The following is a 25,217-nucleotide window of genomic DNA, read 5'->3' as shown; positions in this document are numbered from 1 at the left end:
TATGTTATACTGCTTTTATGCAAATCATACCTGTTGCAAGCGGAAAAGGCGGCGTCGGAAAAAGCCTTTTGTCGGCGAACATGGCCATCGCGCTTGCTCAGTCCGGCAAGAAAGTCGTTCTTGCAGACCTGGATCTCGGCGCATCGAATCTTCACCTTGTACTCGGTCAGAGTTCTCCGAAAACGGGGATCGGCACGTGGATTTCGGAACGCAGCGATTTTGACGGCATAATTACCGTTACCGATTACGCCAACCTCAATTTTATCGCCGGCGACAGTGAAATTCCGGGTCTTTCATCGCTGGGACTGGAAACAAAACGCAAACTCATTTCAAACTTGCTGAATATAAAGGCCGATTACCTCGTGCTTGACTTGGGAGCGGGAACGCATTCAATCATACTTGACATGTTCTTGCTTTCTCCGCAGGGTATCGTCGTGACGGCTCCCACGGTTACGGCAACTCTAAACGCATACCTTTTTTTGAAAAATGCGGTATTTAAACTGATAAATTCGACTTTTAAAAACGGTTCTCCGGGACGCAAGTGGCTTAATAAGCTAAAAAAGACTTCTCAGTCGATGCAGCGGCTTTATATCCCTAAAATGATAGAGGAACTAGGCAATGTCGACGCGGAAAACACCGTCATTCTTAAGCGCCGCATGGAAAAATTCTGTCCGCGCCTTATAATCAATATGATAGACGATCCTAAAGATACGGAAAAGGCTCTGAAAATAAGAAGATCCTGTACACAGTACCTCGGACTCGATATAGAGTATTTGGGCGTGATGTACCGCGACGCCTATCAGGACAAGGCGCTTTCTTCAAGGCTGCCGGTGATAATTTATAAACCGCAAAGCATCCTTTCTCAAGGGATTTCCAGAATTGCGGAAAAAATAATAACGTCCGAAACGGTCAGTTTTGATGCCGACCTCAGTTCAGGCGAAGGAGGAGATCAAAACGATTCCTTCAATGCCATAAGCGAAGAAGCCGAAGAAGATTACACGCAAAAAATGGAAAGCCTTCAAGATCTCATAGGCGGAGGAACTTTTTCCACAGGCGAACTTTCGGAAATGATAAAGACTCTTCAATTCGACATGACGCAATTAAAAAAAGAAAATATTCTTCTAAAATCAAAACTTGTAAAGGCTGCCGAACAAGGCTTTAAGGTGTAAAAATGTATTTGCCTCTTTCGATCACATACCCCTCATGGCTGCATCCGGAAATTTTTCCCGGAATACCGGTGCTCGGACTCATACGTTGGTACGGACTGATGTACATAGTAGCGTTTTTTGTCGCTTACACTCTTTTTAAAAGATTGGTAAAAGAAGGCTTTTTGGATACTCAAGAATACAAGGTAAGCGAGGAAGATATTTTTTCATTTTTCACTACCGTCATTCTGTTCCTTTTAATAGGCGCCCGTGTTTTTTCTACGCTAGTCTATGACACAAGCGGATTATATTGGTCTAAACCGTGGCTTATTTTTTGGCCTTTTTCCGAAAACGGAAATTTTACGGGACTGGCAGGAATGTCTTACCACGGAGGATTTATAGGAGCGCTTTTAGGCTCCGTTTTTTGGTGTGTCCGAAAAAAAAAGCCGGTTCTAAGGTGGGCCGACGCCGCATCTTGCGTGATCCCGGCCGGATACACTTTCGGACGATTGGGCAATTTTTTAAACGGCGAATTATACGGGCGCATTACGACAATGCCGTGGGGAGTTGTTTTTCCGCACGCCCAAAGATTTTCAAAATCACTCGATTGGTTACAGGATTTTGCGCAAAAAGCGGGACTTGATCTTACGGCGGCGTCAAACCTTGTAAACCTGCCGCGTCACCCGAGCCAGCTTTACGAAGCTTTTTTTGAAGGGCTGATTCTTTGGGCGGTTATATGGGCTTTGCGAAAGAAAAAACTTTTTGACGGATTTTTAGCGGCCGTTTATACATTCGGCTACGGCGCCGTTCGATTTGTGATAGAGTATTTTCGAGAACCCGATGCGGATTTGGGATACCGCATAATGAAAGAAAGCAACGCGCCTATTTATCTGAACACGTCTCTTATGAATTTGTCTACGGGGCAAATCTTATGCCTTATCATGATGGCGGCGAGCCTCTTGTTCGTCGCAGTCCGTATCATAGGAACTTCCGGCAAACAAAAATCCGGCTAAACGCGGAAAATCAAAAAACCGGCGCCTTAAAACTGCAAAGCCCTAAGAGCGCCGGTCAGATCAAGCGAGCTGTCCGAAAACTGAAGTTTTGGGACAGCTCTCAAAAGAGTCAAATTACAACAAAAAACTATTTTTTCAATAATTCCGCAAGTTTTTCGGCGGTAAAGCCCAAATGCTCTGCAACCTTTCCGGCAGGACCGGATTCTCCGAAGCGGTCAATACAGAAAATATCCTCGTGAGAAGTGGCAAATCTGTCCCAGCCCATGCTGATACCGGCTTCAGCCGTAACTACGCGTTTTGCAGAGCCGATTATCCTGTCCTGAAATTCTTTGTCTTGTCTTCCGAACAAATTCAAATCAGTAACGGAAACCACACGGATCTTTTTATTCGGAACGAGTTTTACGGCTTCAAGCGCCATATTCACTTCCGATCCTGTGGCCAAAATAGTTATGCCGGGCTTTGCCGAACCTTCAAGCACTACATAAGCTCCCCTGCGGGCGGTCTTTTTCCAATCCGGATCCGCCTTTTGGTAAACCTGCAAGGCCTGCCTCGTAAACGCCATACAGACGGGATGATCCTTGCTTTCCATTGCCATCTCCCATGCAAGCTCGGTTTCCTGCGGATCTCCGGGGCGCAAAAACTGAACGTTGGGAATAGCACGCAAACCCGCAAAGGTTTCGATCGGCTGGTGCGTAGGGCCGTCTTCACCCACATAGATGGAATCGTGCGTAAGTATGTAGATGGGATTTATTTTTTGCAATGCCGCAAGGCGAAGCGAAGCGCGCATATAATCCACAAACACAAGGAACGTTGCTCCGAATGCGCGCAATCCTCCGTGCAGGGTAATGCCGCAGCAAACGGCCGACATCGCAAATTCTCTTATGCCGAATTCGATATAGCGACCTTTTCTGTTTGAAAAAGTGTATATGCCGTCGGAATTTTCAAGCTTCGTCTTATTGGATCCTGTAAGATCTGCGGATCCGCCTACAAGATTCATGTATCGGCTTGCCATAACGTTTAAAACTTTTCCGTTCACATCGCGGGTAGCGGCTTTATCTCCGGTCTTATAAACAGGATATGAAGCCTTGCCTGTCGCTTTGCCTTTAAAAAAGGCGTCCCACGTTTTTCTGAGTTCGGGATTTTCTTTGGACCATGCTTCAAATTCCGCATTCCAATTCTTTTCGGCCTTCGCGAACAATTCTTTTTTGCTTTTAAAATACTCGTAAGCTTCGGGAACTACGTAAAACTGTTTGTCTTCGGGTAAGCCGAGCTTCTTCTTAGCCTCAAGCACGCCTTGCACGCCGAGCGGAGAACCGTGCACATCTGCAGTATTTTCTTTGGGAGCGCCCTTGCCTATTACGGATTTAAGCATGATTAAAGTCGGCTTATCTTTGCATTTCTTTGCTTCTTCCGTCAGAGAAACTATCCCCTCAACATCGTACATCGAGCCTTTTAAAACCTGCCATCCGTAGGCTTCATAGCGTTTGGCGATGTCGTCGGTAAACGTTATGTCGGTAGAACCGTCAATGCTTATGCGGTTTTCATCGTAAAATACGATGAGTTTTCCAAGTTTTAAATGCCCCGCAAGGCTTGAAGCTTCGGAAGAAACGCCTTCCATCAAACAGCCTTCACCCACCAAGGAATAAGTATAATGATCGACTACAGTGTGTTTGGAGGTGTTAAAGCGGGCTGCAAGCATTGTTTCGGCGATAGCCATTCCTACGGCCATTGAAATTCCCTGCCCCAGAGGCCCGGTAGTACATTCAACTCCGTCGGTTAAACCGTATTCCGGATGCCCTGCACATTTTGAACCGATCTGTCTGAAATTCTTTATATTCTGCAGCGACACCTTGTATCCTGCAAGATGCAATATGGAATACAAAAGCATGGAACCGTGTCCTGCCGATAAAACAAATCTGTCCCTGTCGGGCCATTTTGAGTTTTCGGGGTTGTGTTTCATTATTTCGCCGTATAAGACGGCTGCAAGCTCGGCAGCTCCCATAGCAATTCCGGGATGTCCAGAATTCGCTTTTTGAACGGCATCCATCGACAAACTTCGTATGGACAATGCAGCTGCGGCAATTCCCTTTTGATTCATAAAAACCTCTCTTTTATCTTATTTTATAGGGCATCTCGAAAAACTCGCCTTTAGCGATTTTTTTTCGAGATTTCGACGAGTTGTGACTCGCTGTATTATCGCGAGTTACAACATCGCATTTTTAAAGTTAACTCTAAAAACTGCAGTTTTTAGAGCTTCCCTATAATTTTAAAACCTTTTTTACTCTGTTCGATAACCGAAGCCCGTATAATAGGTCTTATATCATAAAAATTAAATTCCATTCCTTCAAGCGAAAGCATCATAGCTTCCGATTCTTCATTGATGTACGCGGGCGTCATCTCAAGCGACTCAAGCATGTGAAGCAGATGAGTATAAAGCTGTGTTAATATTACCAGTTCCTGTTGCGGAAGTTTTTCCAAATCTACGGCTTCCGACATGATATCGCACATAAGAGAACACGCTTCCCTGTACAATTTAAGAGCGCTGTGCCTTACCGCTCCGGTAACAAAATCTGCAAACCAATTATATGTTTTGGCGATCTCCGCTTTTCTGTTTTCTATGCGCTGTTTGACGTCTCGTATCTCTTTTTTTTCAAAGGGGAGCGATTTAAGTGATTCTTCCAGGCCGATCGTATCGTTCTTTTTTTGATACATAAGATCTTTAATGTAAGTATCTATCAGAAAATCAATCGAAGGAAGCCAATCTTCCGCCGATAATTCCTTAAAAGAGCTGTTCCATGCGCCTACTGCCGGAACGTCTTCTCCGATCCGCCACAACCTAGACTCCACCCCGTAGTTTTCAAAGCCGATTTTTTTAGACCTTTGTAAAAGTTCTTCCACGGAACCGCATTCTTCACACGAAAGCTCGTCGCCGTGTTTGAAAAAAACATTAGCCAGCTGTTCTTCAATAGAATTTAACGGCCCGATATCGTCAAAACCTTCAAGAAGATATTTTTCAAGTTTATCGTACCATTCCTGCCTTTTTACGTCGTCCTTACGGATCTTAAGGCCGTGATCGCTCGTTTTTATAGGTGAAACTGAAAAAGTGCCCGCATCCCAGTCTATGAGTTCGCAGAGAATTCTATCCCCGTAATGAATGCCGAAAGCTTTTTGGAACGGTTCCAAAGAAATTCCCGTAAGCCATACCTTTTGCGGCAATTCAAAATCCAAACTTGCAAGATCCAAATCTTCGTTTGCAGGATCGGCGGCTATATACTGGCTCACATATTCTTCTCCGAACAGTAAAAAGAATTTAGCAGCCGAAAAGCTGTCAAATTCTTTAGACGTTTTGTAAAGTGAAGCTCCGTTAAATAAAAAATTCAGCGAAAACGAAAGCGTTTCGGGGTTTGCAAAGGGCATAAACCTGTGTCCCGGAATAAACATGTTTTTGTCTATTTCTTCTTGAGTAAGTTTAAATGAAAATTTTTTTCCGGTAAAGGCGCCCGCCCTTGTTATATAAACGCCTTTGTGAAGTTCAAAGACAAAGGGGCTTGTTTCAAGATAATCTTTGCAATCCTTTAAGCTTATTTTACCCTTTCCTTTTATGAGGAATTCCTGAAGCGCTTCGGCTGTAAACGGATAGGGATAAGTTCTGAGAAACTGATTTATGACCGCTTCCGATGAAACATACATATATATAAGATACTATGAATACCCACAAAATAAAACAGGCCGATAAAAAAATCTACGAAATGAAGATCTTTTAACTAGTTTTCACGAATGCTTCTCAGTTCGGCGTTGACTACGCTGCCGATACTTTCCAACTGCGAAAGATTTATCCCGGACGCTTTTATGGTTATGCGCCTGTGCGCCGGATCGTCGCCTTCCCAAGTTATCAGCGAAATTATGTTTCCGTTCAGATCCGCTATAGCCTGCGTTATTTTTGCAAGGATCCCGGGCTGGTCGCTTACCATAAACGTTGCGCGCACGCCGGGTTGGCGCACGCCGAAGAGGTTTATGAGCGCATTGAACAGATCGCTTTCCGTTATTATGCCGACAAGCAGATCTCCCTTCATAACGGGAAGACAGCCTATACCGTTGTCTATCATTATCCTTGCAGCCTCTTCCACAACTTCGTCCTCCGACACTGTGCGGACATTTTTATGCATGACTTTTTCAACCGTAAGTTTTGAAAGCAAATAGCCTATTTCATACATGTCCAATGTCGTAGCAGCCGAAGGGCTCGCCCTGTTCAAATCATTTTTTGTTATAATTCCTACAAGGCGTTTCGATTCGTCCAAAACCGGTAACTTGCTGATCTTCTGCTTCATCATAAGCGCCTTCGCATCCGTCACGGACACGGAAGGAGAAATATAAACCGGGTTTCGCGTCATTATATCTTTAACTCTCATAATTCCTCCGGATAAATTAATCTTCAAGCTACATTATAGCACATTTTTGCGCACAGACTGCACACACAATCGACTGCACAATCGAGCCCGCGTAAAACACAAGCGGCAAATCTTGCTGGCGCAGCATTATCCTAGCCGCCCAAATACGCTTCTTTTACGGCCGGATCCTTTGCAAGGTCGGCGGCGGCTCCCGTTTTAGTGATCGCCCCGGTTTCCAAAACGTAGGCTCTGTCCGCTATGGACAAAGCTTTAAACGCGTTCTGTTCTACAAGAAGAACCGTAGTTCCTTCTTTGTTGATCCGCTGAATTATTTCAAATATTTCATCTACGAGGATGGGCGCAAGCCCCATGCTTGGTTCGTCAAGCAAAAGAAGAATGGGGTTGGCCATTAGCGCCCTTCCTATCGCCAACATCTGCAATTCTCCTCCGCTCAAAGTACCCGACACCTGTTTTAGTCGCTCCTTCATGCGCGGAAAAAATTCAAACACTTTTTCCATATCCGCCTTTATGCCGGCCTTATCGTTCCTCTTATATGCGCCCAATTCCAAATTTTCTTTAACCGTAAGATTTGCAAAGATACGTCTGCCTTCCGGCACTTGAATAAGATTTCTCAAAACAATTTTATCGGCTTCCATGTCGGTGATGTCTTCGCCGTTAAAAAAAACTTTTCCTGACTGCTTTTTTATTATGTTGGAAATGGCGTGGAGTGTAGTAGTCTTACCCGCTCCGTTTGAACCGATAAGAGTAATTATTTCTCCCTTTTCCACGGAAAAAGAAATTTTACGAATAGCCTTGATCGCTCCGTACGAAACTTCCAGATCTTTTACTTCAAGCATCCAGAGCCTCCTGTCCCAAATAAGCCTTTATTACCTGCGGATCCGACCTTATTTCTTCGGGCAATCCTTCGGCGATGATTCTGCCGTAATCAAGAACCATAATCCGCTCGCAAATTCCCATGACAAGACGCATGTCGTGTTCGATAAGAAGTATCGTCAAATCGAATTTTTTGCGTATAAAGGCTATGAGCTTCATCAATTCCGCCGTTTCCTGAGGATTCATGCCCGCCGCGGGTTCGTCAAGCAAAAGGAAGGTCGGGTTCGACGCAAGCGCTCTCACTATTTCAAGTTTACGCTGTTCGCCGTACGGTAAATTTTTTGCCGTTTCATTCTTTTTATTGTCGATCTTAAAAAGGCTTAAAAGCTCGTTTACCTGAACCGTCATAAGCTCTTCGTCATGCCTAAAACGCGGCGTACGCAGCAGCACGTCCAGAGGATTTACCGACCTGCTTGAATGCAATGCGACACGCACATTGTCCGCCACGCTCATGCCCGGAAAAAGCCTTATGTTTTGAAACGTTCTCGCCATTCCCATCTTATTAAGTTGATAGGGATGCGATTTATTTATTATTCTGATCTTACCGCTTCTGTCCCAAAAGGTTATCTGCCCTTCCGTGGGGCGGTAAATGCCGCTCAGCATATTGAACACGGTAGTTTTTCCGGCGCCGTTAGGGCCTATGAGTCCTACAAGTTCTCCGTGCGAGATCTTGCATGAAAAATCGCTTACCGCTCTAAGCCCGCCGAATACGATAGATATGTCGGACGCCTGTAAAACCGTCTTTTCGTCTCTCATCTTTTATCTCCGTTTTTTGTTCCGACATTCTCGGGGCCGGCGCGCCGTTTACTCAAAAAGGCCGACATCTTTTTTTTGAAAAGCGGCAGATCGTCCCACAGCTTTACGAATGAAAATTCTTTTGTTCCCAACAAGCCCTGCGGTCTGAACTGCATTACAAGGATGAGAATCACAGGATAAAAAAGCAGTCGATAATTCTGTAAAAAGCGCAAAAATTCCTGCAAAGAAGTTAAGACAAAAGCGGATAAAACGCTTCCCGTAGTCGATCCCATTCCTCCCAAAACAACGAATATCAAATAATCGATGCTTCTGTTAAACGAAGCGATGTCCGGTTTAATAAAGCCGATAAACGGGGCATACAAGGCGCCGCCTATTCCCGCTACAAATGAAGCTATCACAAAACCGATCATCTTATATTTAAAAACTCCGATTCCGCTTGAATTTGCGGCTATTTCGTCGTCGCGGACGGCGAGGATTGCGCGGCCGTAGGTCGATCGTATAAAATTCTGCAGCAAAACTATCAATGAAACAAGACTTCCTATTATCACAAGATAAGCGACGGTAGGATTCAACGTCATCAGCGTCGGAAACTGTTTGCCGTTAGGCCCGCCCGTTACGGAGCGCAGGTTTACCAAGATAACGCGGATTATTTCGCCGAAGCCCAGCGTGACTATCGCAAGGTAATCACCTTCAAGTTTTAAAGTCGGAAAGCCGATCAAAAAACCGAAAAAAGCCGTTACAAGCCCGGAAAGTATAATGCCGACAGGCAGGGGAAGCCCCATATTGGAAGAAAAGAGTATCGTAGAATACGCTCCGATAGCCATAAAACCTGCCTGCCCGAGCGAGAGCTGCCCCGTAATTCCGCATATGATGTTCACGGACAAGGCCATGATCGCGTTTATTCCTGCAAGCGTTAAAATCTGCGCCGAATACGCATCTATCAAAGAAACTTCTATCAAGACCGCCGGAACGACTACTGCAAAAACGGCGCAAACGCCGGGAATAAGCATATTACGGATTACCTTATTTTTCATAAAAACTCCTGAATGCCAAATTACTTATCATAGCCGTCAGACCTTTACCCTTGCGGTCTTGCCCAAAATTCCTGAAGGTTTTACCAAAAGAATGATAATCAAAATTGAAAATGAAATCGCGTCCGCAAATTGCGACGACAAAAACCCTTTTGTAAGCGTTTCCGCTATTCCAAGGATAATGCCGCCCAGCATGGCTCCGGGGATCGATCCGATTCCTCCTAGAACGGCGGCGACGAAGGCTTTTAAACCGGGCATGTATCCCATAAACGGATCGATCTGAGGGTAGGCCGTAGCGTATAAAATTCCTCCTGCGGCCGCAAGAACGGATCCTATGGCAAAGGTAAAAGCTATAGTATTATTTACGCTTATGCCCATAAGGCTTGAAGCCTGAAGATCGTACGAGACGGCCTTCATAGCTTTTCCCGTCTTTGTGCGGTCAACAATGTAACTGAGCGCTATCATAAGCAAAGCGCTCAATATGATCACTACAAGCTGAATGTTTGAAACGGAAACGGAACCTATTCTAAAATTTTTGATCGGAAAAGTAGGAAATTGACGCGGATCCGGTCCGACGAAGGGCAAAACCCGCATAGTGTTTTGCAGTATCAATTCAACTCCTATCGCGGTGATCAGTGAATTAAGGCGAGGCGCAGTACGCAGCGGACGATAAGCAAAGCGCTCTATGGCAATTGAAAGCAAGGCGCAAACCGCCATTGAAACGACAAAGGCCGCTATCATCCCTTGAGAATTGGTGCCCAACGCCTTAAGGACAAAATACCCGGTATAAGCGCCTATCATCATAATGTCGCCGTGCGCAAAATTTATAAGCTTTACTATTCCGTAGACCATCGTGTAGCCAAGAGCGATAAGCGCATAAATGCTGCCCAAGGAAAGTCCGTTTATGAGCTGCTGTAAAAAAATAATTCCGGTGTTCACCACATCCTCCTGCCGGCATTATCACAAAACACAGGCTCCGCCTAAAATATCCGGCGACCCGAAGCTTTTTACGTCTCGCGGCATAGATTTTTACAATCAAATATGTATATATTATAGAAGCACAGTAATTTAGTAAATAACTGAAAAAGGGCACCTGCCTTTGACGGCGGATGCCCTTATAACCGCTATTATGAGATTTATCCGTGTCCGATACAGGTTCTTTGCTTTATTTAGCGGCGTCTTTTACATTACGGATTAACGGTAGCTTTATACGAAGGCATGAGCTTACCGTCGGCGCCCTTTACTATTTCAATCATTACGGCCGACTTTACGGGATTGCGCTTTTCATCAAAACTTAACCGGCCTGTAACATAGTCGGAATTGGTAGCTTTTAAAGCGTCTCGGACAGCCGTCGGGTCGTCGCTGCCGGCTCTGACAATAGCGTCGCGGAACATATACACGCAGTCGTATCCGAGTGCGGCAAAGGAATTCGGCTCCTTATTATACTTGGCTTTAAATGAAGCGACAAATTTCTGAACGGCCGGAGAAGTGGAATCGGGTGCATAATGGTTTGAATAAAAACCGTTCAAAACCTCGTCGCCGGAATTACCGGTCAAGCCGTCCCACCCGTCGGCTCCTACGATTGGAACCTTAATTCCCTGAGCTCTAAGCTGCGTAGCTATGAGAGAGACCGTTCCGTAATAATCCGGAAGATAAACCACCTCGGGATTTGCATTTTTGATCTTTGTAAGCTGAGCGTTAAAATCTTTGTCACCCGTGCTGTAGGATTCTTTGGCGACGATAGTCCCGCCGTTGGCCGTAAATGCGGAAATAAAATTGTCCGTAAGGCCTACCGAATAATCGTTTCCGACGTCATATAAAACCGCGGCTTTTTTCATACCGAGATTTTCGGAAACGAAACGTCCGCCGACTGTTCCCTGGAAAGGATCTATAAAACACGCTCTAAAAATATAATCGCCGGCGTCCGTAATTGCGGGAGCCGTAGCAGCCGGTGCAAACTGAACAACCTTGCTCGCCTGCGCCAAGGTAGTGATCGCCTGGGTGCAGCCCGAAGTCAAAGAACCGATTATAAGTTTTATATTATCCTTTGTTGTAAGCTTTTTAAAAGCGTTTACGGTCTTATCGGGATTTCCTTCGTCGTCTTCGCTTACAAGAACAAATTGCTTCCCGTTTGCGCCGCCCGAAGCGTTTATTTCTTCAATTGCAAGGTCAATGCCGTTTTTGCATTCTACACCGTAAACTGCAACTCCTCCCGAAAGCGGAAAAATGCCGCCAATCTTTATCTGACTGCTCTGCTTTTTTGCACAGCCCGATGCAAGAAAAATGACGCATGCCGACAAGGCTGCGCCTATAAATTTTACGGTTATTTTCATATTAAACCTCCGATTTCATTCTTTCTTTAACTCCGCTTAAAGTCATCATGAAAAACTCGTCTTTAACGATTTTTTCATGATTTTTGCGAGTTTTAACTATACTTAAATATATTCAAAAAATTGAAGTTGTTCAAGACTACAAACCGCGCGGTTCGCGCCTGTTTTGCGGCGTTATTTCAGCGGTCGAAACTAAACTTTCATCGACGGACAAAACAAAAAAAGCCGTTCTTTTAGAGAGCGGCTTTGTGCGGATAATTTTTTTATGCGGTCAATTTATGCTTGCGCTTCTGCAGGAGCGGCTTCAGCTTCCGCAGCGACGGCTGCGGCCGCAGGTTTTGCCGCGCGAGCGGCTACACGCGCTTTGTTTTTTAACGCCGCATTGCAAAATTTGCAGATCTTTACCTGTTTTCCGTCAATTTCCTGCTCATAAATAACTTTTATATTTTCTTTTTGACAGACAGGACATTTCCCTCTTCCGTGAGCCGGCTGTCCGCGCAAACCGCTTCCGCGATGATTTTTAGACATTTTCTACTCCCATAAAAAGTCGAACATAAACGTAAATTTACACATCCGCTTTTTATTTATAATAGGGAATCTCAAAAACCCGCCTTTAGGATTTTTTTTCGAGATTCCGGCGGGTTGCAACCCGCCGTATTGTCACGAGTTACAACATCGCATTTACAAAGTTACGGAACACCGTTTAAGGCAATTCCATTTTACAAAATACACCGATCAGCCCGCATACGAATCAATCGACGCTTCCACAGATCTTTTACTTTTCCCCTTTCCCGTCGGAAGGTTTCTTTTCCGCTTTAGGAGCCTTAGCTTTCGGAGCCGGCTTCTTTTCCGCTGCTGCAGATCCGCCGCCGGTTTTTTTTGCAGCCGGTTCTTTTTTGGCCTTTGCTTTCGGAGCTGCTTCAGTCTTGTCGCCCGCCTTTTCAGCGGGTGCGGCGGCTTTTTCAGCCTTGGCAGCCTTTTTTTCCGCTTTTTTCGCTTCGGCTTCAGTATCAAGCTTGTAGTCTACCAATTCAAGAATGACCATATCCGCGGCGTCGCCTTGGCGGAAACCTATTTTTAAAATGCGCGTATATCCGCCGTTGCGATCCTTCATGCGCGGACCTATATCGGTGAACAATTTGTTCAGGATCTTTTCGTCCTGTACGAATTTCGCAACCTGACGGCGGTTATGAACCGTGTCTTCTTTTCCGCGTGTGATAATTCTTTCTGCAGCCTTTCGCACTTCCAAAGCTTTCGACTTTGTTGTGGTAATACGTTCAAATCTAAAGAGAGACGTTACCATATTCCGTGACATGGCACGGCGATGGGCTGTCGTGCGTGAAAGCGGATTAAAACCGTTTTTATGATTCATCTGATTCTTCCTTCTGCTTAGTTAAATTGACGGCATTTTTAAGATGACTGTAATCGGTCATACCGAGCGTAAGATTCCATTCATGGAGTTTTTCTTTGATCTCGGTAAGACTTTTTTTACCGAAGTTGCGGGTCTTCGCAATGTCATCTTCCGTCTTTTTCGTTAATTCTCCGATCGTGCGAATATTGGCGTTTTTAAGACAATTGGAAGATCTCACTGAAAGTTCAAGCTCTTCGACAGGCGTATTGAGCAATGTGCGAATATGCTCGTCCCCTTCTTCAAGATCGTCTCCGCCGGAATATTCGCTGTCGTTAAAGTTCACAAATATCGAAAAATGATCTTTCGCGATCTTTGCAGCTTCGGCAAGAGCGTCTTCCGGCTTTATAGTCCCGTCAGTCCAAATCTCCAAAACAAGTTTGTCATAATCATTGCGTTGACCCACACGGCAAGGTTCGATCGAATATTTTACCTTAGGCACGGGGGTAAATATCGCATCCATAGGAATGGTGCCGACGACTTCGATATAGTGTTCGTTTACTTCCGCAGGAACATATCCTCGCCCCAGATCAACTTGGATTTCAAAATCAAGGCGCGCGCCTTCCATCATTTTGAAAATCGGCTGACCTTTGGACATAATTTCCAAGCTGCCTTCTTTTGCAAAATCATCGCTTTTTACCGTTCCCGGGCCTGTAAACTCGTACAGCAGTGTATCCTGTTCGATGTCCTCGGGAAGCTTTAAATGGATCTGTTTTAAGCTGTTCAATATCTCAAGAGCGTCTTCTTCAACATTGGGAATAGCTTCAAATTCGCTCGAAATAACGTGAGGAACACCGTCGGCATCGTATGAAGTTATCCTCACGGAAGTGATCGCATATCCCTGAATGGAAGAAAGCAATACGCGTCTTAACGTGTTGCCCACCGTAGTTCCAAACCCGGTTTCAAAAGGATAGGCTATAAACTTACCGTAATTGGGATTGGTTTCAAGATGTTCAAATGTAATGCCTTTGGGCTTTTTAAAACCTTTAAGCAGATTTTTGCGAGCCATCTGGACTCCTTTAATTTATAAAATTACTTCAACCAAGAGTTTTTAAGCTCCTGATTTCCTCAACAACTCACATATGCAGCTTTTATGCGTTACATATGGCGGGTCTTGCGCGGTCTGCATCCGTTATGCGGAATCGGGGTTACATCGGAAATCGACTTTACCTTTAGCCCCAAAGACCCCAAAGACCTGATCGCGTTTTCACGTCCCATGCCGGGCCCTTTTACGAACACGTGAACTTCACGCAATCCGTAACTTGCCGCCTTTTGCACGGCCGTTTCAGCAACAGACTGGGCTGCAAACGGAGTGGATTTTTTTGCTCCGCGAAAACCGAGCCCGCCGGAAGACGACCAAGCGAGTGTGTTTCCCCGTAAGTCCGTAATAGTAACGATAGTATTGTTGAAGGAAGCCTGAATGTATACATTACCTTCAAAAACGCTCTTTTTTTCTTTTCTTTTCTTTACAGTAGCCAATTAATTACCCTCCACCTTAGACTGCCTTTTTCTTGTTTGCAACAGTCTTCTTCTTTCCCTTGCGAGTGCGGGCGTTCGTACGTGTTCGCTGTCCGCGAACGGGAAGACCTCTTCGATGGCGAAGTCCGCGATAACAGCCTATATCCATAAGCCGTTTGATGTTAAGACCTATTTCCGTGCGAAGCTGACCTTCAATCTTATACTCTTTATCAAGAATTTCACGGATCTTACCGAGATCCTCGTTTGAAAGGTCATTTATCATCGCCGTGGGATCAACCTTAGCCTTCTGGCAAATAGCGTTTGCCGACGACCTGCCGATTCCGTAAATGTAAGTCAAAGCGACCCTGACATGTTTATTTGGGAGGTCAACTCCCGCAATTCGAGCCATCTGTTACTCCTCTCAGCCCTGTCTCTGTTTGTGTTTCGGGTTTGTACAAATTATACGGATAATCCCGTTGCGTTTGATAACCTTACATTTGTCACAAATAGGCTTTACACTGGTTCGTACTTTCATAAAGTCCCCTTGGGATAGACCTCGTCCGGCTCAGGCAGCTCGCAATGAGTTGCACCGGTAAGATCTTCTCCCGTTTTATTCTACAAAAAGCTCACAAAACCTAAAGATTTCGTGACCGAATCCTGCCCTTCTTTGTCAATCCGTCATGATGATGCATCTTGAGAAGAGCTTCCACCTGACTCATAGTATCCAAGTCGACGCCAACCATAATTATCAAAGACGTTCCTCCCATCAACATTGAAATTGACTGAGGAAATCCGAATAAATTTTGGATTACCGTCGGCAATACGGCTATAGCCGCAAGGAATAAAGAGCCCGGAAGAACTAAACGGTTCAACACCCGTTGTAAATATTCTTCAGTCTTGTCGGTGCGTATTCCGGGAATGGAACCGCCGTTTTCCCTAATGTTCTTAGCTATTTCAGTGGGGTTCAGGGATACCTGAGTGTAGAAGTATGCAAAGAAAACTATAAGGATTACCATAAGAATATTATACCACCAGCCGGCCGGATTTAAAAAAGCGGAAAGCTTTCCTATCCATCGCGCCGAATTCTGGTTGCTTCCTATACTTGATATGATCTGCAACGGGAATGTTAAAAACGACGATGCAAAAATTACGGGAATAACGTTCGACGGATTAATCTTAAACGGAATATACGTATTTTGACCGCCGTACATCTTTCTGCCGACTACGCGTTTTGCATAGTGCACCGGAATTTTTCTCTCTCCCCGTTCTTCAAAAATAACAAGCCCGATAATTCCGATAAACATAACAAAGACGACCACGACAAAGACGACATTTATTTCATTGTTGCCGACCATCTGTGCTAGGTCCAGAACCGCCGAAGGCAATCTGGCAACTATGCCCGCAAAAAGCAACATCGAAATTCCGTTGCCGATGCCGCGCGCCGTTATCTGATCTCCCAGCCATATTGTCACCATAGTTCCCGTAGAAACCGTGAGCATGGCGAGCATTTTCATCTGTATGCTGCCGCTCCAAGCGTCGGGAATGCTGTCGGCGTACACCGTTACGGCGAACGACTGTATGAGACACACAACGATAGTTCCTACGCGCGTCCACCACGCTACGCGGCGCTGCCCGCCGTCTTCCTGCGCCATGCGTTTCAACGACGGAAAGATAATAAGCGCAAGCTGCAAAATAATCTGCGTCGAGATGTAAGGCATAACGCCGAGCATGAATATTGAAAAACGCGAAAACGCGCCGCCTACAAAAAAGTCCATATAGCTGGCAAAGGCGTTTCTATTCTGTGTTGCCAAATTATCGAAATACTGAAGCAGAACGGCTGCGTCGATTCCGGGAACGGTAAGAACGCTGCCCATGCGGAAAACAGCAAGGATAATAAAAGTAAAGAATAAGCGGTTTCGCAATTCTTTAAGTTTAAAAATATTTACAATAGGACTGCTTGCCATCTGTTACTCCGTTGCTTATTTTTTTTCTTCAGATTTTTTCTCTGAATCCTTTACCGTAACTGTTCCGCCGGCTTTTTCAATTTTCGCTTTTGCGGAAGCGGAAACCTTATCCACGTTAACCGAAAGTTTTTTCGTAAGCTCTCCGTCGCCGAGGATCTTTACCGAATAAGCGGATTTTCCGATCAATCCCTTGTCGATCAGGGTTTCCCTGCTCACAGTTTCGCCTTCGCCGTATTTCGCTTCGATTTCCGATAAATTAAAGACCGCGTATTCCTTTTTAAAAAGGGCGTTCGAAAAACCTCTGTTAGCGATACGGCGGTACAAGGGCATTTGGCCGCCTTCAAATCCGATATAGGTTTTCCCGCCGGAACGCGACTGCTGTCCCTTATTGCCGCGCCCTGCCGTAGTACCGCGGCCAGAAGATGAACCTCGGCCGACTCTTCTATCTTTTTTATTTGCGCCCTCGGGAGCGTTCAAAACAGGATTGTAATCCGCCATTATTTCACCTCTTCAACTTTTACTATATGAGAAACGCTTGCTATCATTCCACGTATAGAGGCATTGTCTTCATGTATCGCGCTTGAACTGATTCTTCTTAAGCCGAGACTCCTCACCGTAGCGACCTTATCTTTTTTTTGCCCGATCGTACTTCTGATAAGAGTAACTTTGATCTTCTTTGCCATAAATTACCCCCACAACTCGGCCAGAGTCTTGCCTCTGTTCGCCGCCACAGTACGCGCATCAAGCATTTTTGCTATTGCATTGAAAGTCGCACGCACGACATTTACCGAAGCGCTCGAACCGATCGACTTGGAAAGCACGTCGGTAGCGCCCGCGGCGTCCAAAACCGCACGCACCGTACCGCCGGCAATAATACCGGTACCGGAACACGCCGGCTTAAGCAGCACGGAAGAACTCTTGTATTTGCCGATAATTTCATGAGGAATAGTCCCGTTTTTTATTGGCAAAGTTACGAGGTTTCTTTTCGCCTTATCTATACTCTTTTTAATGGCTTCGCTTACGTCGTTGGCCTTGCCTAAACCGTAACCGACCCGCCCCTTTCTGTCGCCGACAACGGTCAGCGCCGCAAACGACATACGGCGTCCGCCTTTTACTGTCTTCGCGGTGCGGTTAAGAGTAACGAGCTTTTCAATGAACTCTTTTTCTCTGGGTTCCTTATCAACATTTTTCCGATGTTCCATAGCCTCTCCTAGAATACGATCCCGGCTTTACGGGTTCCGTCAGCAAGGGCTTTAATAACACCGTGATAAAGATAACCGTTCCGGTCAAAAACTACCGTAGTAATTTTTTTATCTTTAAGGCGTGCCCCAAAAGCTTCTCCAAGTTTTGCAGCTCCGTCCGTGTTGGGCTTAAAAGCGGCAAAATCCTTTTCAAGTGTAGAAATTGAAGCAAGGGTCTTTCCCTCATCATCATCAATTACCTGAACATAAAGATTGCAATTGCTGCGGGTCACAGTCATGCGCGGACGAAGAGCCGTTCCGTAAACGGATTTACGGATATGGATCTTTCTATGCAGACGTTTTCTTCTTTTATCGTCAAGTTTTTTTAACATATCGCTTCACCTTATTTAACACCGGTCTTACCGACTTTGCGTCTGATGACTTCAGTAGAATAACGAACTCCCTTTCCCTTATAAGGTTCGGGTTTCCGCAATTTACGAATCTGAGCGCTGAATTCTCCGACCTGCTGTTTGCTTATGCCGGAAATAGTAACTTGCCCCTGTGCGTCGGCCGTCACAGTAAGACCGTCCGGAATCATAGCGACAAAGTCGTTGGAATAGCCCAAGTTCATAACGAGCGTTTTTCCCTGTACTTCAGCGCGATAACCGACGCCTGTTATGATAAGGGTTTTTGAAAAACCCTTCGAAACGCCTATGACCATATTATGGATCAGATTACGGTACAGTCCGTGTGCGGCATTTGCAGCCTTCGTTTCTTCCAGAGGCGTCACCAACACCTCTTGTCCCTTAACTTCAATAGAAACGTTATTCGTATAATCCTGTTTCAATTCACCCTTCGGCCCCTTTACGGTAACCAAAGAAGGAGCAACGTTTACGCTTACGCCTTCGGGAATAGATACAGGAAGTTTACCAAGTTTTGACATGTCGTACTCCTATTACCAAACCTTACAGACGAGCTCGCCGCCCACCATCTTCTCTCTCGCCTTACGAACGGTGGTAACGCCGGAAGATGTCGAAACGATAACTATGCCGTAGCCGTTAAAAACACGCGGCATATCTTTATAACCCGAATAAACGCGGCGTCCGGGCGTTGAAATTTTTTCAAGCCCGTGAATTACCGAACCGTTTTGATCGTCATATTTTAAGAATATGCGGATCACGCTGTGGCCTTCTTCCTGAACCTTTTTAAAGTTTTTGATAAACCCTTCGGTTTTCAGGATTTTCACGATTTCCAACTTTAATTTGGAAGCAGGAATATCTACCTTTTCGTGGCGGGCCTGTGCCGCATTCCGGATCTTTGTAAGCATATCTGCTACGGGATCTGATGCACTCATTTTACTCTCCTACCACGCTACCAGCTGGATTTAATGACGCCCGGCAATAAGCCTTGGCTTGCATATTTACGAAAACAAATTCTGCACATTTTGAATTTCCGCAGATAACCCCTTGCCCTGCCGCAAAGCGGACACCGGTTATATCTGCGTGTGCTGTACTTAGGCGTACGGGATGCCTTTATCATCATTGATTTTTTAGCCATGAACTCCTCACTTATTTACGGAAGGGCATGTTGAACTTGGCAAGCAGAGCACGGGCTTCACTATCCGTTCTGGCACTAGTTACAATAGCAACGTTTAATCCGGAAATTTTAGCGATCTTATCGAAATCGATCTCCGGAAAGATTATTTGCTCTGTAATACCAAGAGAAAAATTTCCGTGACCGTCAAAGCCGGTAGCTTTGATTCCGCGGAAATCCTTGACACGCGGCAGAGCGACATTGATAAGTCTGTCGAGGAACTCATACATGATGTTCCCGCGGAGCGTTACCATTACGCCTACCTCATTGCCCTCACGAAGCTTGAAGTTCGCAATACTTTTCCTCGCCTTTGTTTTTACAGCTTTCTGACCGGTTATTTGGGTAAGGTCGTCAAGCGCGGCATCAAGGAGTTTCTTATTTGTGAGAGCTTCGCCTACACCCATGCTGACAACTACCTTTTTTACGGCGGGTATCTGCATGACTGAAGTATAGCCGAGCTCTTTAAAAAGCTCTGGCGCGATAGTGTCCTTATAGACTTTCTTAAGCCGGGGTACGTAATTATCCATTACAGTGCTTCTCCACTTTTGCGGCTGACACGAATTTTCTTGTCGCCTTCAATCTTATATCCGACCCTCGTCGGGTTACCTTTTTTGTCAACGACTGCAACATTGGAAATATGCAGCGGCGCTTCAATTTCGGCGATACCGCCCTGATCCTGTTGAGAGCGCTTTTTCATTGCCTTTTTAACAATGTTTATACCCGACACGATCACCGCATTTTTTTTCGGAATGATGCGTACGACGGTGCCGCGTTTACCTTTGTCTTTACCTGCAAGCACTTGGACCGTATCGTCCTTACGGATTTTATATTTTTTGTCCATAGTCAATATTCCTTACAAAACTTCCGGAGCAAGCGAGATTATCTTCATGTAATCCAAATCGCGCAGCTCGCGGGCGACGGGTCCGAAAATGCGCTTGCCCTTGGGATTCTTATTTTCGTCTACGATGACGCAAGCGTTATCGTCAAAACGGATATAAGTTCCGTCCGGACGGCGGTATTCTTTTGCCTGGCGGACAATAACGGCCTTTTCAACGGAACCCTTTTTTATAGTAGACGTAGGAATCGCTTCTTTTACGGCTACGACAACAATGTCACCGATTCCGGCATAGCGGCGGTGAGATCCGCCGATGACCTTAATACACTGGACGATTTTTGCGCCGGAGTTGTCAGCGACGGTCATGTTTGACTGCATCTGAATCATAGTTTTTCTCCTTATTTAGCGCGTTCAACGATCTCGGCCAAACGCCAGCACTTATCCTTGCTCAAAGGCCGACATTCCACAATACGGACCGTATCACCGATATGGGCGTCATTTTTTTCATCATGAGCCTTATATTTTTTAGTCCACGTAACATATTTTTTGTAAAGCTGATCCATTCGTTTTGTAGAAACAGTGACGACTATCGTCTTATCCATCTTATCGCTTGTGACAAGTCCTACAAAAGAACGTTTCGACGCTTTGGCTTTTACAGCTTGTTCTTCCACGGCTCAGCTCCTACTTATTCTCTCCGGCAAGTTCTTTTTGCCGGATAAACGTATTCAAGCGGGCGATCTCTCGGCGCATAGTACGTTTTTGCATCGGATTATCAACATGGGAAATGATCATCTGAAAGCGCAAATCCATGTATTTCTTTTTCTGCTCTGTAAGCTGATTTACCAATTCAGCATAAGACAGTTCTTTGTCTGTTTTTTTTGTCGACTTTGCCATCTTATACCTCCTTAATCTTTTGTAGGCTTATAAGCAATTTTTGTTTTTATGGGCAATTTACTGGCCGCAAGCTTTAAAGCGTCGGCAGCAAGACCTTTTTCGATTCCGCCTATTTCAAACAGTATCATGCCCGGCTTTATGTTCGCAGCCCAAAATTCAGGAGCGCCTTTTCCTTTACCCATACGGGTTTCGGCAGGCTTCCGTGAAATCGGCTTATCCGGAAAGACGCGAATCCAAACCTGTCCGGCGCGATTTATCTTACGGTTGATCGCAACACGGGCAGCTTCGATATGAGTCGCACGCAGCCAGACGGGATCCATGGCCACAAGCGCGACGTCTCCAAAATCAATATTATTATCGCGCGTAGCAAAACCGTGTTGTCTGCCGCGCTGCACCTTACGGTGAATTACTCTTTTAGGACTAAGTGGCATAGACTAACTCCTTGAAGCCTTGTCCGCGTTTTCGGCGCCTTTTTCGACGGAGGTTTCACCGTCTTGTCCGGCCGCATTTGCACGGGCAGGTCTTTCACGTCGAGGCTTTCGGACAAGCTGTCCTGCATCTTCGTTCTGCTCATGACCATAATTCATGCCGTTGTACACCCAAACTTTTACGCCGATTTTGCCGTAAGTAGTTAGAGCTTCAAAGACACCATAGTCAATATCCGCGCGAAGAGTGTGAAGAGGAACCCTTCCTTCCTTCTGCTCTTCGCTCCGCTTCATTTCGGCGCCGCCCAGACGTCCGGCCAAGCGGATCTTTATACCCTGAGCGCCGGCCCTCATAGCGTTGCTCGTCGCCTGCTTCATAGCCTTACGGAATGAAGCGCGCCCCATCATTTGACGGCCTACATTTTGCGCAATCAAAGAAGCGTTAACGTCGGCGCGTTTGATCTCTTTTATCTTTATCTGCACCTTCTTTGTCAGCTGCTTTTGAATGTCCGTACTGATCTTTTCGATCGTAGCGCCTTTTACACCGATAATCACTCCCGGGCGGGCCGTATGAATCACAATGGTAACCCGCTGAGGATGACGAATAATCTCAATCTGTGCGATGTCCGCATTTTTACATTCCGGAAACTCGGAGATCATTTTTCTGATCTTCATGTCTTCCAAAACCAGGTCTGCATATTCACGGGGAGATGCATACCAGCGGGACTGCCATGTCTTGTTGATTCCAAGACGTAAACCGATAGGACTAACTTTCTGACCCACTTTATTCCTCCGCCTTTTCGTCAACGACCACTGTAATATGACACATGCGTTTTAAAAGCTGATCGGCGCGGCCGCGCGCACGAAACCAAACTCTTTTAAGCCTAGGACCTTCGTCAATACGAATTTCCTTAACGAACAGCATGTCTTCATCCAGTTTGTTGTTAGCATTCAGCGCATTGGCCACCGCAGACTTCAACGTGCCGCGGATAAGTTCCGCACCTTTCTGCGGCATATTCTCAAGAATCGCCATCGCCTTCGAACAGGACTTTTGATTGATCACATGCGCTACAGGACGAACTTTAGTAGGAGATGCGATCAGGAATTTTGCAGTGGCTACATAACCTTTCTTTACAGTCATAATATCCACCTATTATTTAGCTGCCGGAGCCGCGCCGGCGCTAGCTTTTTTATCAGTACCACCATGTCCCCGGAATATACGCGTAGGAGCAAACTCGCCGAGCTTGTGCCCGACAAGGTTTTCCGTGATATAAACCGGAATCCATGTTTTTCCGTTATAGACGGAAATCGTATTGCCAACCATTTCAGGGATGATTGTAGAGCAGCGGGAATATGTCTTTATCATCTTCCTGTCAGACTCTTTATTCATTTCCGTAACCTTTTTATACAGGCTCTTTTCAACAAAAGGGCCTTTTTTAACAGATCTTGACACCATTAACTCCTATACAACTATTTCTTCCGACGCGAAACGATAAATCTGTCCGACGTCTTCCGCTTGTTGCGGGTTTTATAGCCTTTGCAAGGCTGTCCCCAAGGAGTAACGGGGTTACGTCCCTTACCTCTGCCTTCACCGCCGCCGAGCGGATGATCCACAGGGTTCATCGCCATACCGCGCACGGAAGGACGAATTCCGAGCCATCTTGAATGTCCGGCTTTACCCAGCTGAACATTCATGTGGTCTTCATTTCCTACCACGCCGATCGTAGCATAGCATTTTCCGTTTACGCGGCGGAGTTCGCTTGACGGCAGGCGGAGAGTTACATAGTCTCCTTCCTTCGCCGCGACCTGCGCGCTTGCGCCTGCGGACCTGGCCAACTGCCCGCCGCGGCCTATCGTCAATTCAATATTATGCACGGTAAACCCCACAGGAATTACCGAAAGCGGAAGTGCGTTTCCCACGGAAGGATCCGCATTTTCTCCGGACATTATCTTTTGCCCTACGGTCAAACCTTTAGGCGCAATAATATAACGCTTGTCGCCGTCGGCATAGAAAATCAATGCGATATTCGCACTCCTGTTCGGATCGTATTCTATAGTCTTGACGGTTCCCGGAATTCCGTGTTTGTCGCGTCTAAAATCAATATCACGGTATCTGCGCTTGTGTCCGCCTCCCTGATGACGTACGGAAATACGTCCTCCGGCGCCGCGTCCTCCGTAAGACTTTCTGCCCGACACCAGAGTTTTTTCCGGTTTGTCGGCAGTCAGTTCATCCTTTCGCAGGTCAACACGTGTTCGGGTCCCTGCGGTGACCGGCTTAAAAATTTTCAGAGCCATATCTGATTCCCCTTAATTCGCAGTCTAAGGCTTAAGCGCCTTCGAACACCTTAATCGTCTCGCCGTGTGCTATGCGCACTACGGCTTTTTTATAAGAAGACGTACGCCCGGGTCTGCCCCGAAGACGTTTAATCTTTCCCATCACATTCATCGTCGTACAGCCTATAACTTTTACACTGAAAAGTTTTGAAACCGCATCCTTAACCTGTGTTTTAGTAGCATCGGAACGCACAATAAATACATATTTATCCTGTTCGCGCAATGCATTTGCCTTTTCGGAAATAACAGGCTTTATAATAACGTCTTCGTTAAACATTATTCAGCCTCCTTTTCGTCAGCATTGTAAAACTGTGAAATATTTTTCGCAGCCGTTTCAAGCAAAATGACTTTGCGTCCGTAAAACAAGTCGTGCGCACGCAATCGGTTATAAGAAAGGAAGTATAAATTGGGAATATTGTTTCCGGCCTGCTTTATCTTTGCGTCATCATCTTTAAGGATGATAACAGTCCTTTCATTTTTGGCAAAATTATCAAGAATTTTTACCAAATCCTTTGTCTTTCCGCTTTCTACGGTAAAATCTTCCACCACGGTGAGCCTGTCGCTCTGCGCCTGAAGGCTCAAAATCGACTTCATCGCCAAGCGCTTTGCTTTTTTAGGGATGGAATAGCTGAAATCTCTCGGTTTCGGGCCAAATATAACGCCGCCGCCGACTAAAAGCGGAGATTTTTTATCGCCGCGCCGGGCACGTCCGGTACCTTTTTGTTTATACGGCTTTGCATTGCTGCCGTGCACTTCGGAACGGCCCTTCGTGCAAGCCGTACCCACGCGCTTATTTGCCAGTTCATTATTGATGGCATAGTAAATGACATCCTCATTCACAGGAAGACCGAACACTTTATCATCAAGCATAATAGTGCGCAGCTCTTTACCATCGACAGAATAGACTTTCTTTTCCATAGTTATCTTCCTCCGTCGTTATTTCTTTACCGCGGACTTGACGATCAGCGTACAGTCTTTATTCCCGGGGACTGCCCCGCGAACCATAATAACTTTCAATTCAGGATCAACTTTAATGATCTTAAGATTTTGCACCGTGACTTTTTCGGAACCCATACGGCCGGGGAGCTTCGTGTTCTTAAAACAATGCCCGGGTGTTGTGGAATGCCCTGTACCGCCCGGTTCGCGATGAAATTTGGAACCGTGCGTAGCGCGTCCGCCGTGGAAGCCCCACCGCTTCATTACGCCGGCAAAACCCTTGCCTTTAGAAGTTGCGCTCACGTCAAGAAAACGTGTTTTTTCAAAGAGCTCAAGACCTACGAGGTCTCCTACTTTTACGTCATTGTCAAAATCGCGAAATTCTTTTAAATAACGTTTCGGTGAAATATTTTCAGGAAACTGTCCGGCATATGCCTTGCTGGCCTTTGAAGGCTTAATATCTTCAAGACCCAAAACTACGGCATTGTACCCGTTGGTTTCTTTTGTCTTCGTGGAAACAACCACATTAGGTTCGACGTGGATCACGGTTACTGGTATAAGATTACCGCTTTCGTCAAAAACCTGGGTCATCCCCACTTTTTTTGCAATCAGACCTTTCATTCTGATGTTCT

37 protein-coding genes are annotated in these 25,217 nt (G+C 45.7%); 2 read left to right on the top strand and 35 right to left on the bottom strand.

The features are described 5' to 3' along the window. Nucleotides 1-17 precede the first annotated feature (17 nt). The gene (locus HRQ91_RS01750; protein WP_210119979.1) at nt 18-1,169 is read left to right on the top strand and encodes a nucleotide-binding protein; all 1,152 of its coding nucleotides are present in this window, start codon (nt 18-20) and stop codon (nt 1,167-1,169) included. A gap of 8 nt (nt 1,170-1,177) precedes the next feature. Then, a complete protein-coding gene (lgt, locus tag HRQ91_RS01745; protein ID WP_210120700.1) occupies nt 1,178-2,158 on the top strand; it encodes a prolipoprotein diacylglyceryl transferase in 981 nt (326 codons plus the stop codon). 127 nt (nt 2,159-2,285) lie between these two features. Here lgt and tkt read toward each other — a convergent pair whose 3' ends face one another. The 35 genes from tkt to rplC form a co-directional block, all read right to left on the bottom strand. Then, a complete protein-coding gene (gene tkt, locus HRQ91_RS01740; RefSeq protein ID WP_210119978.1) occupies nt 2,286-4,256 on the bottom strand; it encodes a transketolase in 1,971 nt (656 codons plus the stop codon). Between the two features lie 149 nt (nt 4,257-4,405). Beyond that, a complete protein-coding gene (locus tag HRQ91_RS01735; protein ID WP_210119977.1) occupies nt 4,406-5,848 on the bottom strand; it encodes a hypothetical protein in 1,443 nt (480 codons plus the stop codon). Nucleotides 5,849-5,922: 74 nt separating this feature from the next. Continuing rightward, complete coding sequence (locus tag HRQ91_RS01730; RefSeq protein WP_210117207.1) at nt 5,923-6,567, bottom strand: CBS domain-containing protein; 645 nt, start codon at nt 6,565-6,567, stop codon at nt 5,923-5,925. A 131-nt stretch (nt 6,568-6,698) separates the two neighbouring features. Continuing rightward, nucleotides 6,699-7,403, bottom strand: coding sequence for an ABC transporter ATP-binding protein (locus HRQ91_RS01725; RefSeq protein WP_210119976.1), 705 nt, complete (start codon nt 7,401-7,403; stop codon nt 6,699-6,701). Continuing rightward, on the bottom strand, nt 7,396-8,196 hold the full coding sequence (locus HRQ91_RS01720; protein WP_210119975.1) for an ABC transporter ATP-binding protein: 801 nt from the start codon (nt 8,194-8,196) through the stop codon (nt 7,396-7,398). The genes HRQ91_RS01725 and HRQ91_RS01720 overlap by 8 nt, the downstream gene beginning before the upstream one ends. Beyond that, on the bottom strand, nt 8,193-9,230 hold the full coding sequence (locus HRQ91_RS01715; protein ID WP_210119974.1) for a branched-chain amino acid ABC transporter permease: 1,038 nt from the start codon (nt 9,228-9,230) through the stop codon (nt 8,193-8,195). The genes HRQ91_RS01720 and HRQ91_RS01715 overlap by 4 nt, the downstream gene beginning before the upstream one ends. A 36-nt stretch (nt 9,231-9,266) precedes the next feature. After that, nucleotides 9,267-10,166, bottom strand: a complete 900-nt coding sequence (locus HRQ91_RS01710) for a branched-chain amino acid ABC transporter permease (protein WP_210117211.1) — start codon at nt 10,164-10,166, stop codon at nt 9,267-9,269. Nucleotides 10,167-10,414: 248 nt separating this feature from the next. Then, nucleotides 10,415-11,560, bottom strand: coding sequence for an ABC transporter substrate-binding protein (locus tag HRQ91_RS01705; protein ID WP_210119973.1), 1,146 nt, complete (start codon nt 11,558-11,560; stop codon nt 10,415-10,417). A gap of 273 nt (nt 11,561-11,833) precedes the next feature. Beyond that, on the bottom strand, nt 11,834-12,085 hold the full coding sequence (locus HRQ91_RS01700; protein ID WP_210119972.1) for a hypothetical protein: 252 nt from the start codon (nt 12,083-12,085) through the stop codon (nt 11,834-11,836). A gap of 247 nt (nt 12,086-12,332) precedes the next feature. Continuing rightward, on the bottom strand, nt 12,333-12,929 hold the full coding sequence (gene rplQ, locus HRQ91_RS01695; protein ID WP_210119971.1) for a 50S ribosomal protein L17: 597 nt from the start codon (nt 12,927-12,929) through the stop codon (nt 12,333-12,335). After that, nucleotides 12,919-13,974 (bottom strand): DNA-directed RNA polymerase subunit alpha, encoded by a 1,056-nt coding sequence (locus tag HRQ91_RS01690; protein WP_210119970.1) that lies wholly within the window; start codon nt 13,972-13,974, stop codon nt 12,919-12,921. Before HRQ91_RS01690 ends, rplQ begins: the two co-directional genes overlap by 11 nt. Before the next feature lie 89 nt (nt 13,975-14,063). Beyond that, entirely contained in the window at nt 14,064-14,444 is a 381-nt protein-coding gene (gene rpsK / locus HRQ91_RS01685) for a 30S ribosomal protein S11 (RefSeq protein WP_210117216.1), read from the bottom strand. Between the two features lie 16 nt (nt 14,445-14,460). Further along, on the bottom strand, nt 14,461-14,832 hold the full coding sequence (gene rpsM, locus HRQ91_RS01680; protein WP_210117217.1) for a 30S ribosomal protein S13: 372 nt from the start codon (nt 14,830-14,832) through the stop codon (nt 14,461-14,463). Between the two features lie 12 nt (nt 14,833-14,844). Next, on the bottom strand, nt 14,845-14,958 hold the full coding sequence (gene rpmJ / locus HRQ91_RS01675) for a 50S ribosomal protein L36 (protein ID WP_081478566.1): 114 nt from the start codon (nt 14,956-14,958) through the stop codon (nt 14,845-14,847). 100 nt (nt 14,959-15,058) lie between these two features. After that, nucleotides 15,059-16,387, bottom strand: a complete 1,329-nt coding sequence (secY, locus tag HRQ91_RS01670; RefSeq protein ID WP_210119969.1) for a preprotein translocase subunit SecY — start codon at nt 16,385-16,387, stop codon at nt 15,059-15,061. A gap of 15 nt (nt 16,388-16,402) precedes the next feature. Further along, nucleotides 16,403-16,885, bottom strand: coding sequence for a 50S ribosomal protein L15 (rplO, locus tag HRQ91_RS01665; RefSeq protein ID WP_210117219.1), 483 nt, complete (start codon nt 16,883-16,885; stop codon nt 16,403-16,405). Then, nucleotides 16,885-17,070 carry a 50S ribosomal protein L30 gene (gene rpmD, locus HRQ91_RS01660; protein ID WP_210117220.1) on the bottom strand — a complete coding sequence of 62 codons (186 nt, stop codon included), beginning with the start codon at nt 17,068-17,070 and terminating at the stop codon, nt 16,885-16,887. Before rpmD ends, rplO begins: the two co-directional genes overlap by 1 nt. 3 nt (nt 17,071-17,073) lie before the next feature. Then, nucleotides 17,074-17,589 carry a 30S ribosomal protein S5 gene (gene rpsE / locus HRQ91_RS01655; protein WP_210119968.1) on the bottom strand — a complete coding sequence of 172 codons (516 nt, stop codon included), beginning with the start codon at nt 17,587-17,589 and terminating at the stop codon, nt 17,074-17,076. An 8-nt stretch (nt 17,590-17,597) separates the two neighbouring features. Then, nucleotides 17,598-17,960 (bottom strand): 50S ribosomal protein L18, encoded by a 363-nt coding sequence (gene rplR, locus HRQ91_RS01650; RefSeq protein WP_210119967.1) that lies wholly within the window; start codon nt 17,958-17,960, stop codon nt 17,598-17,600. Nucleotides 17,961-17,971: 11 nt separating this feature from the next. Beyond that, complete coding sequence (rplF, locus tag HRQ91_RS01645) at nt 17,972-18,511, bottom strand: 50S ribosomal protein L6 (protein ID WP_210119966.1); 540 nt, start codon at nt 18,509-18,511, stop codon at nt 17,972-17,974. Between the two features lie 12 nt (nt 18,512-18,523). Next, the gene (gene rpsH, locus HRQ91_RS01640) at nt 18,524-18,922 is read right to left on the bottom strand and encodes a 30S ribosomal protein S8 (protein ID WP_210117224.1); all 399 of its coding nucleotides are present in this window, start codon (nt 18,920-18,922) and stop codon (nt 18,524-18,526) included. A 17-nt stretch (nt 18,923-18,939) separates the two neighbouring features. Continuing rightward, entirely contained in the window at nt 18,940-19,125 is a 186-nt protein-coding gene (locus HRQ91_RS01635; protein WP_210117225.1) for a type Z 30S ribosomal protein S14, read from the bottom strand. 11 nt (nt 19,126-19,136) lie between these two features. Then, a complete protein-coding gene (gene rplE / locus HRQ91_RS01630; protein ID WP_210117226.1) occupies nt 19,137-19,688 on the bottom strand; it encodes a 50S ribosomal protein L5 in 552 nt (183 codons plus the stop codon). Continuing rightward, entirely contained in the window at nt 19,688-20,002 is a 315-nt protein-coding gene (rplX, locus tag HRQ91_RS01625; RefSeq protein ID WP_210119965.1) for a 50S ribosomal protein L24, read from the bottom strand. Before rplX ends, rplE begins: the two co-directional genes overlap by 1 nt. 12 nt (nt 20,003-20,014) lie before the next feature. After that, on the bottom strand, nt 20,015-20,383 hold the full coding sequence (gene rplN / locus HRQ91_RS01620; RefSeq protein WP_210117228.1) for a 50S ribosomal protein L14: 369 nt from the start codon (nt 20,381-20,383) through the stop codon (nt 20,015-20,017). An 11-nt stretch (nt 20,384-20,394) separates the two neighbouring features. Next, entirely contained in the window at nt 20,395-20,667 is a 273-nt protein-coding gene (rpsQ, locus tag HRQ91_RS01615; protein WP_210117229.1) for a 30S ribosomal protein S17, read from the bottom strand. Nucleotides 20,668-20,677: 10 nt separating this feature from the next. After that, nucleotides 20,678-20,890: a 50S ribosomal protein L29 gene (rpmC, locus tag HRQ91_RS01610; RefSeq protein ID WP_210117230.1), complete on the bottom strand. Its 213-nt coding sequence runs from the start codon at nt 20,888-20,890 to the stop codon at nt 20,678-20,680. A gap of 11 nt (nt 20,891-20,901) precedes the next feature. After that, nucleotides 20,902-21,321 (bottom strand): 50S ribosomal protein L16, encoded by a 420-nt coding sequence (gene rplP / locus HRQ91_RS01605; RefSeq protein ID WP_210117231.1) that lies wholly within the window; start codon nt 21,319-21,321, stop codon nt 20,902-20,904. A 3-nt stretch (nt 21,322-21,324) separates the two neighbouring features. Next, nucleotides 21,325-22,098, bottom strand: a complete 774-nt coding sequence (gene rpsC / locus HRQ91_RS01600; RefSeq protein WP_210119964.1) for a 30S ribosomal protein S3 — start codon at nt 22,096-22,098, stop codon at nt 21,325-21,327. 1 nt (nt 22,099) lies between these two features. Next, nucleotides 22,100-22,456, bottom strand: coding sequence for a 50S ribosomal protein L22 (rplV, locus tag HRQ91_RS01595; RefSeq protein ID WP_210117233.1), 357 nt, complete (start codon nt 22,454-22,456; stop codon nt 22,100-22,102). Between the two features lie 12 nt (nt 22,457-22,468). Beyond that, complete coding sequence (rpsS, locus tag HRQ91_RS01590) at nt 22,469-22,768, bottom strand: 30S ribosomal protein S19 (RefSeq protein ID WP_210117234.1); 300 nt, start codon at nt 22,766-22,768, stop codon at nt 22,469-22,471. A gap of 17 nt (nt 22,769-22,785) precedes the next feature. Further along, the gene (gene rplB / locus HRQ91_RS01585) at nt 22,786-23,610 is read right to left on the bottom strand and encodes a 50S ribosomal protein L2 (protein ID WP_210117235.1); all 825 of its coding nucleotides are present in this window, start codon (nt 23,608-23,610) and stop codon (nt 22,786-22,788) included. 31 nt (nt 23,611-23,641) lie between these two features. Next, on the bottom strand, nt 23,642-23,926 hold the full coding sequence (locus tag HRQ91_RS01580) for a 50S ribosomal protein L23 (RefSeq protein ID WP_210117236.1): 285 nt from the start codon (nt 23,924-23,926) through the stop codon (nt 23,642-23,644). Then, complete coding sequence (rplD, locus tag HRQ91_RS01575) at nt 23,926-24,567, bottom strand: 50S ribosomal protein L4 (protein WP_210117237.1); 642 nt, start codon at nt 24,565-24,567, stop codon at nt 23,926-23,928. Before rplD ends, HRQ91_RS01580 begins: the two co-directional genes overlap by 1 nt. Before the next feature lie 18 nt (nt 24,568-24,585). Next, the gene (gene rplC, locus HRQ91_RS01570) at nt 24,586-25,206 is read right to left on the bottom strand and encodes a 50S ribosomal protein L3 (RefSeq protein ID WP_210119963.1); all 621 of its coding nucleotides are present in this window, start codon (nt 25,204-25,206) and stop codon (nt 24,586-24,588) included. Between the last annotated feature and the right edge of the window lie 11 nt (nt 25,207-25,217).

It is taken from the genome of Treponema parvum, assembly GCF_017893965.1.
GTDB classification, from domain to species: Bacteria; Spirochaetota; Spirochaetia; order Treponematales; family Treponemataceae; genus Treponema_D; species Treponema_D parvum.
This window is presented reverse-complemented; position numbering and strand designations above follow the sequence as displayed.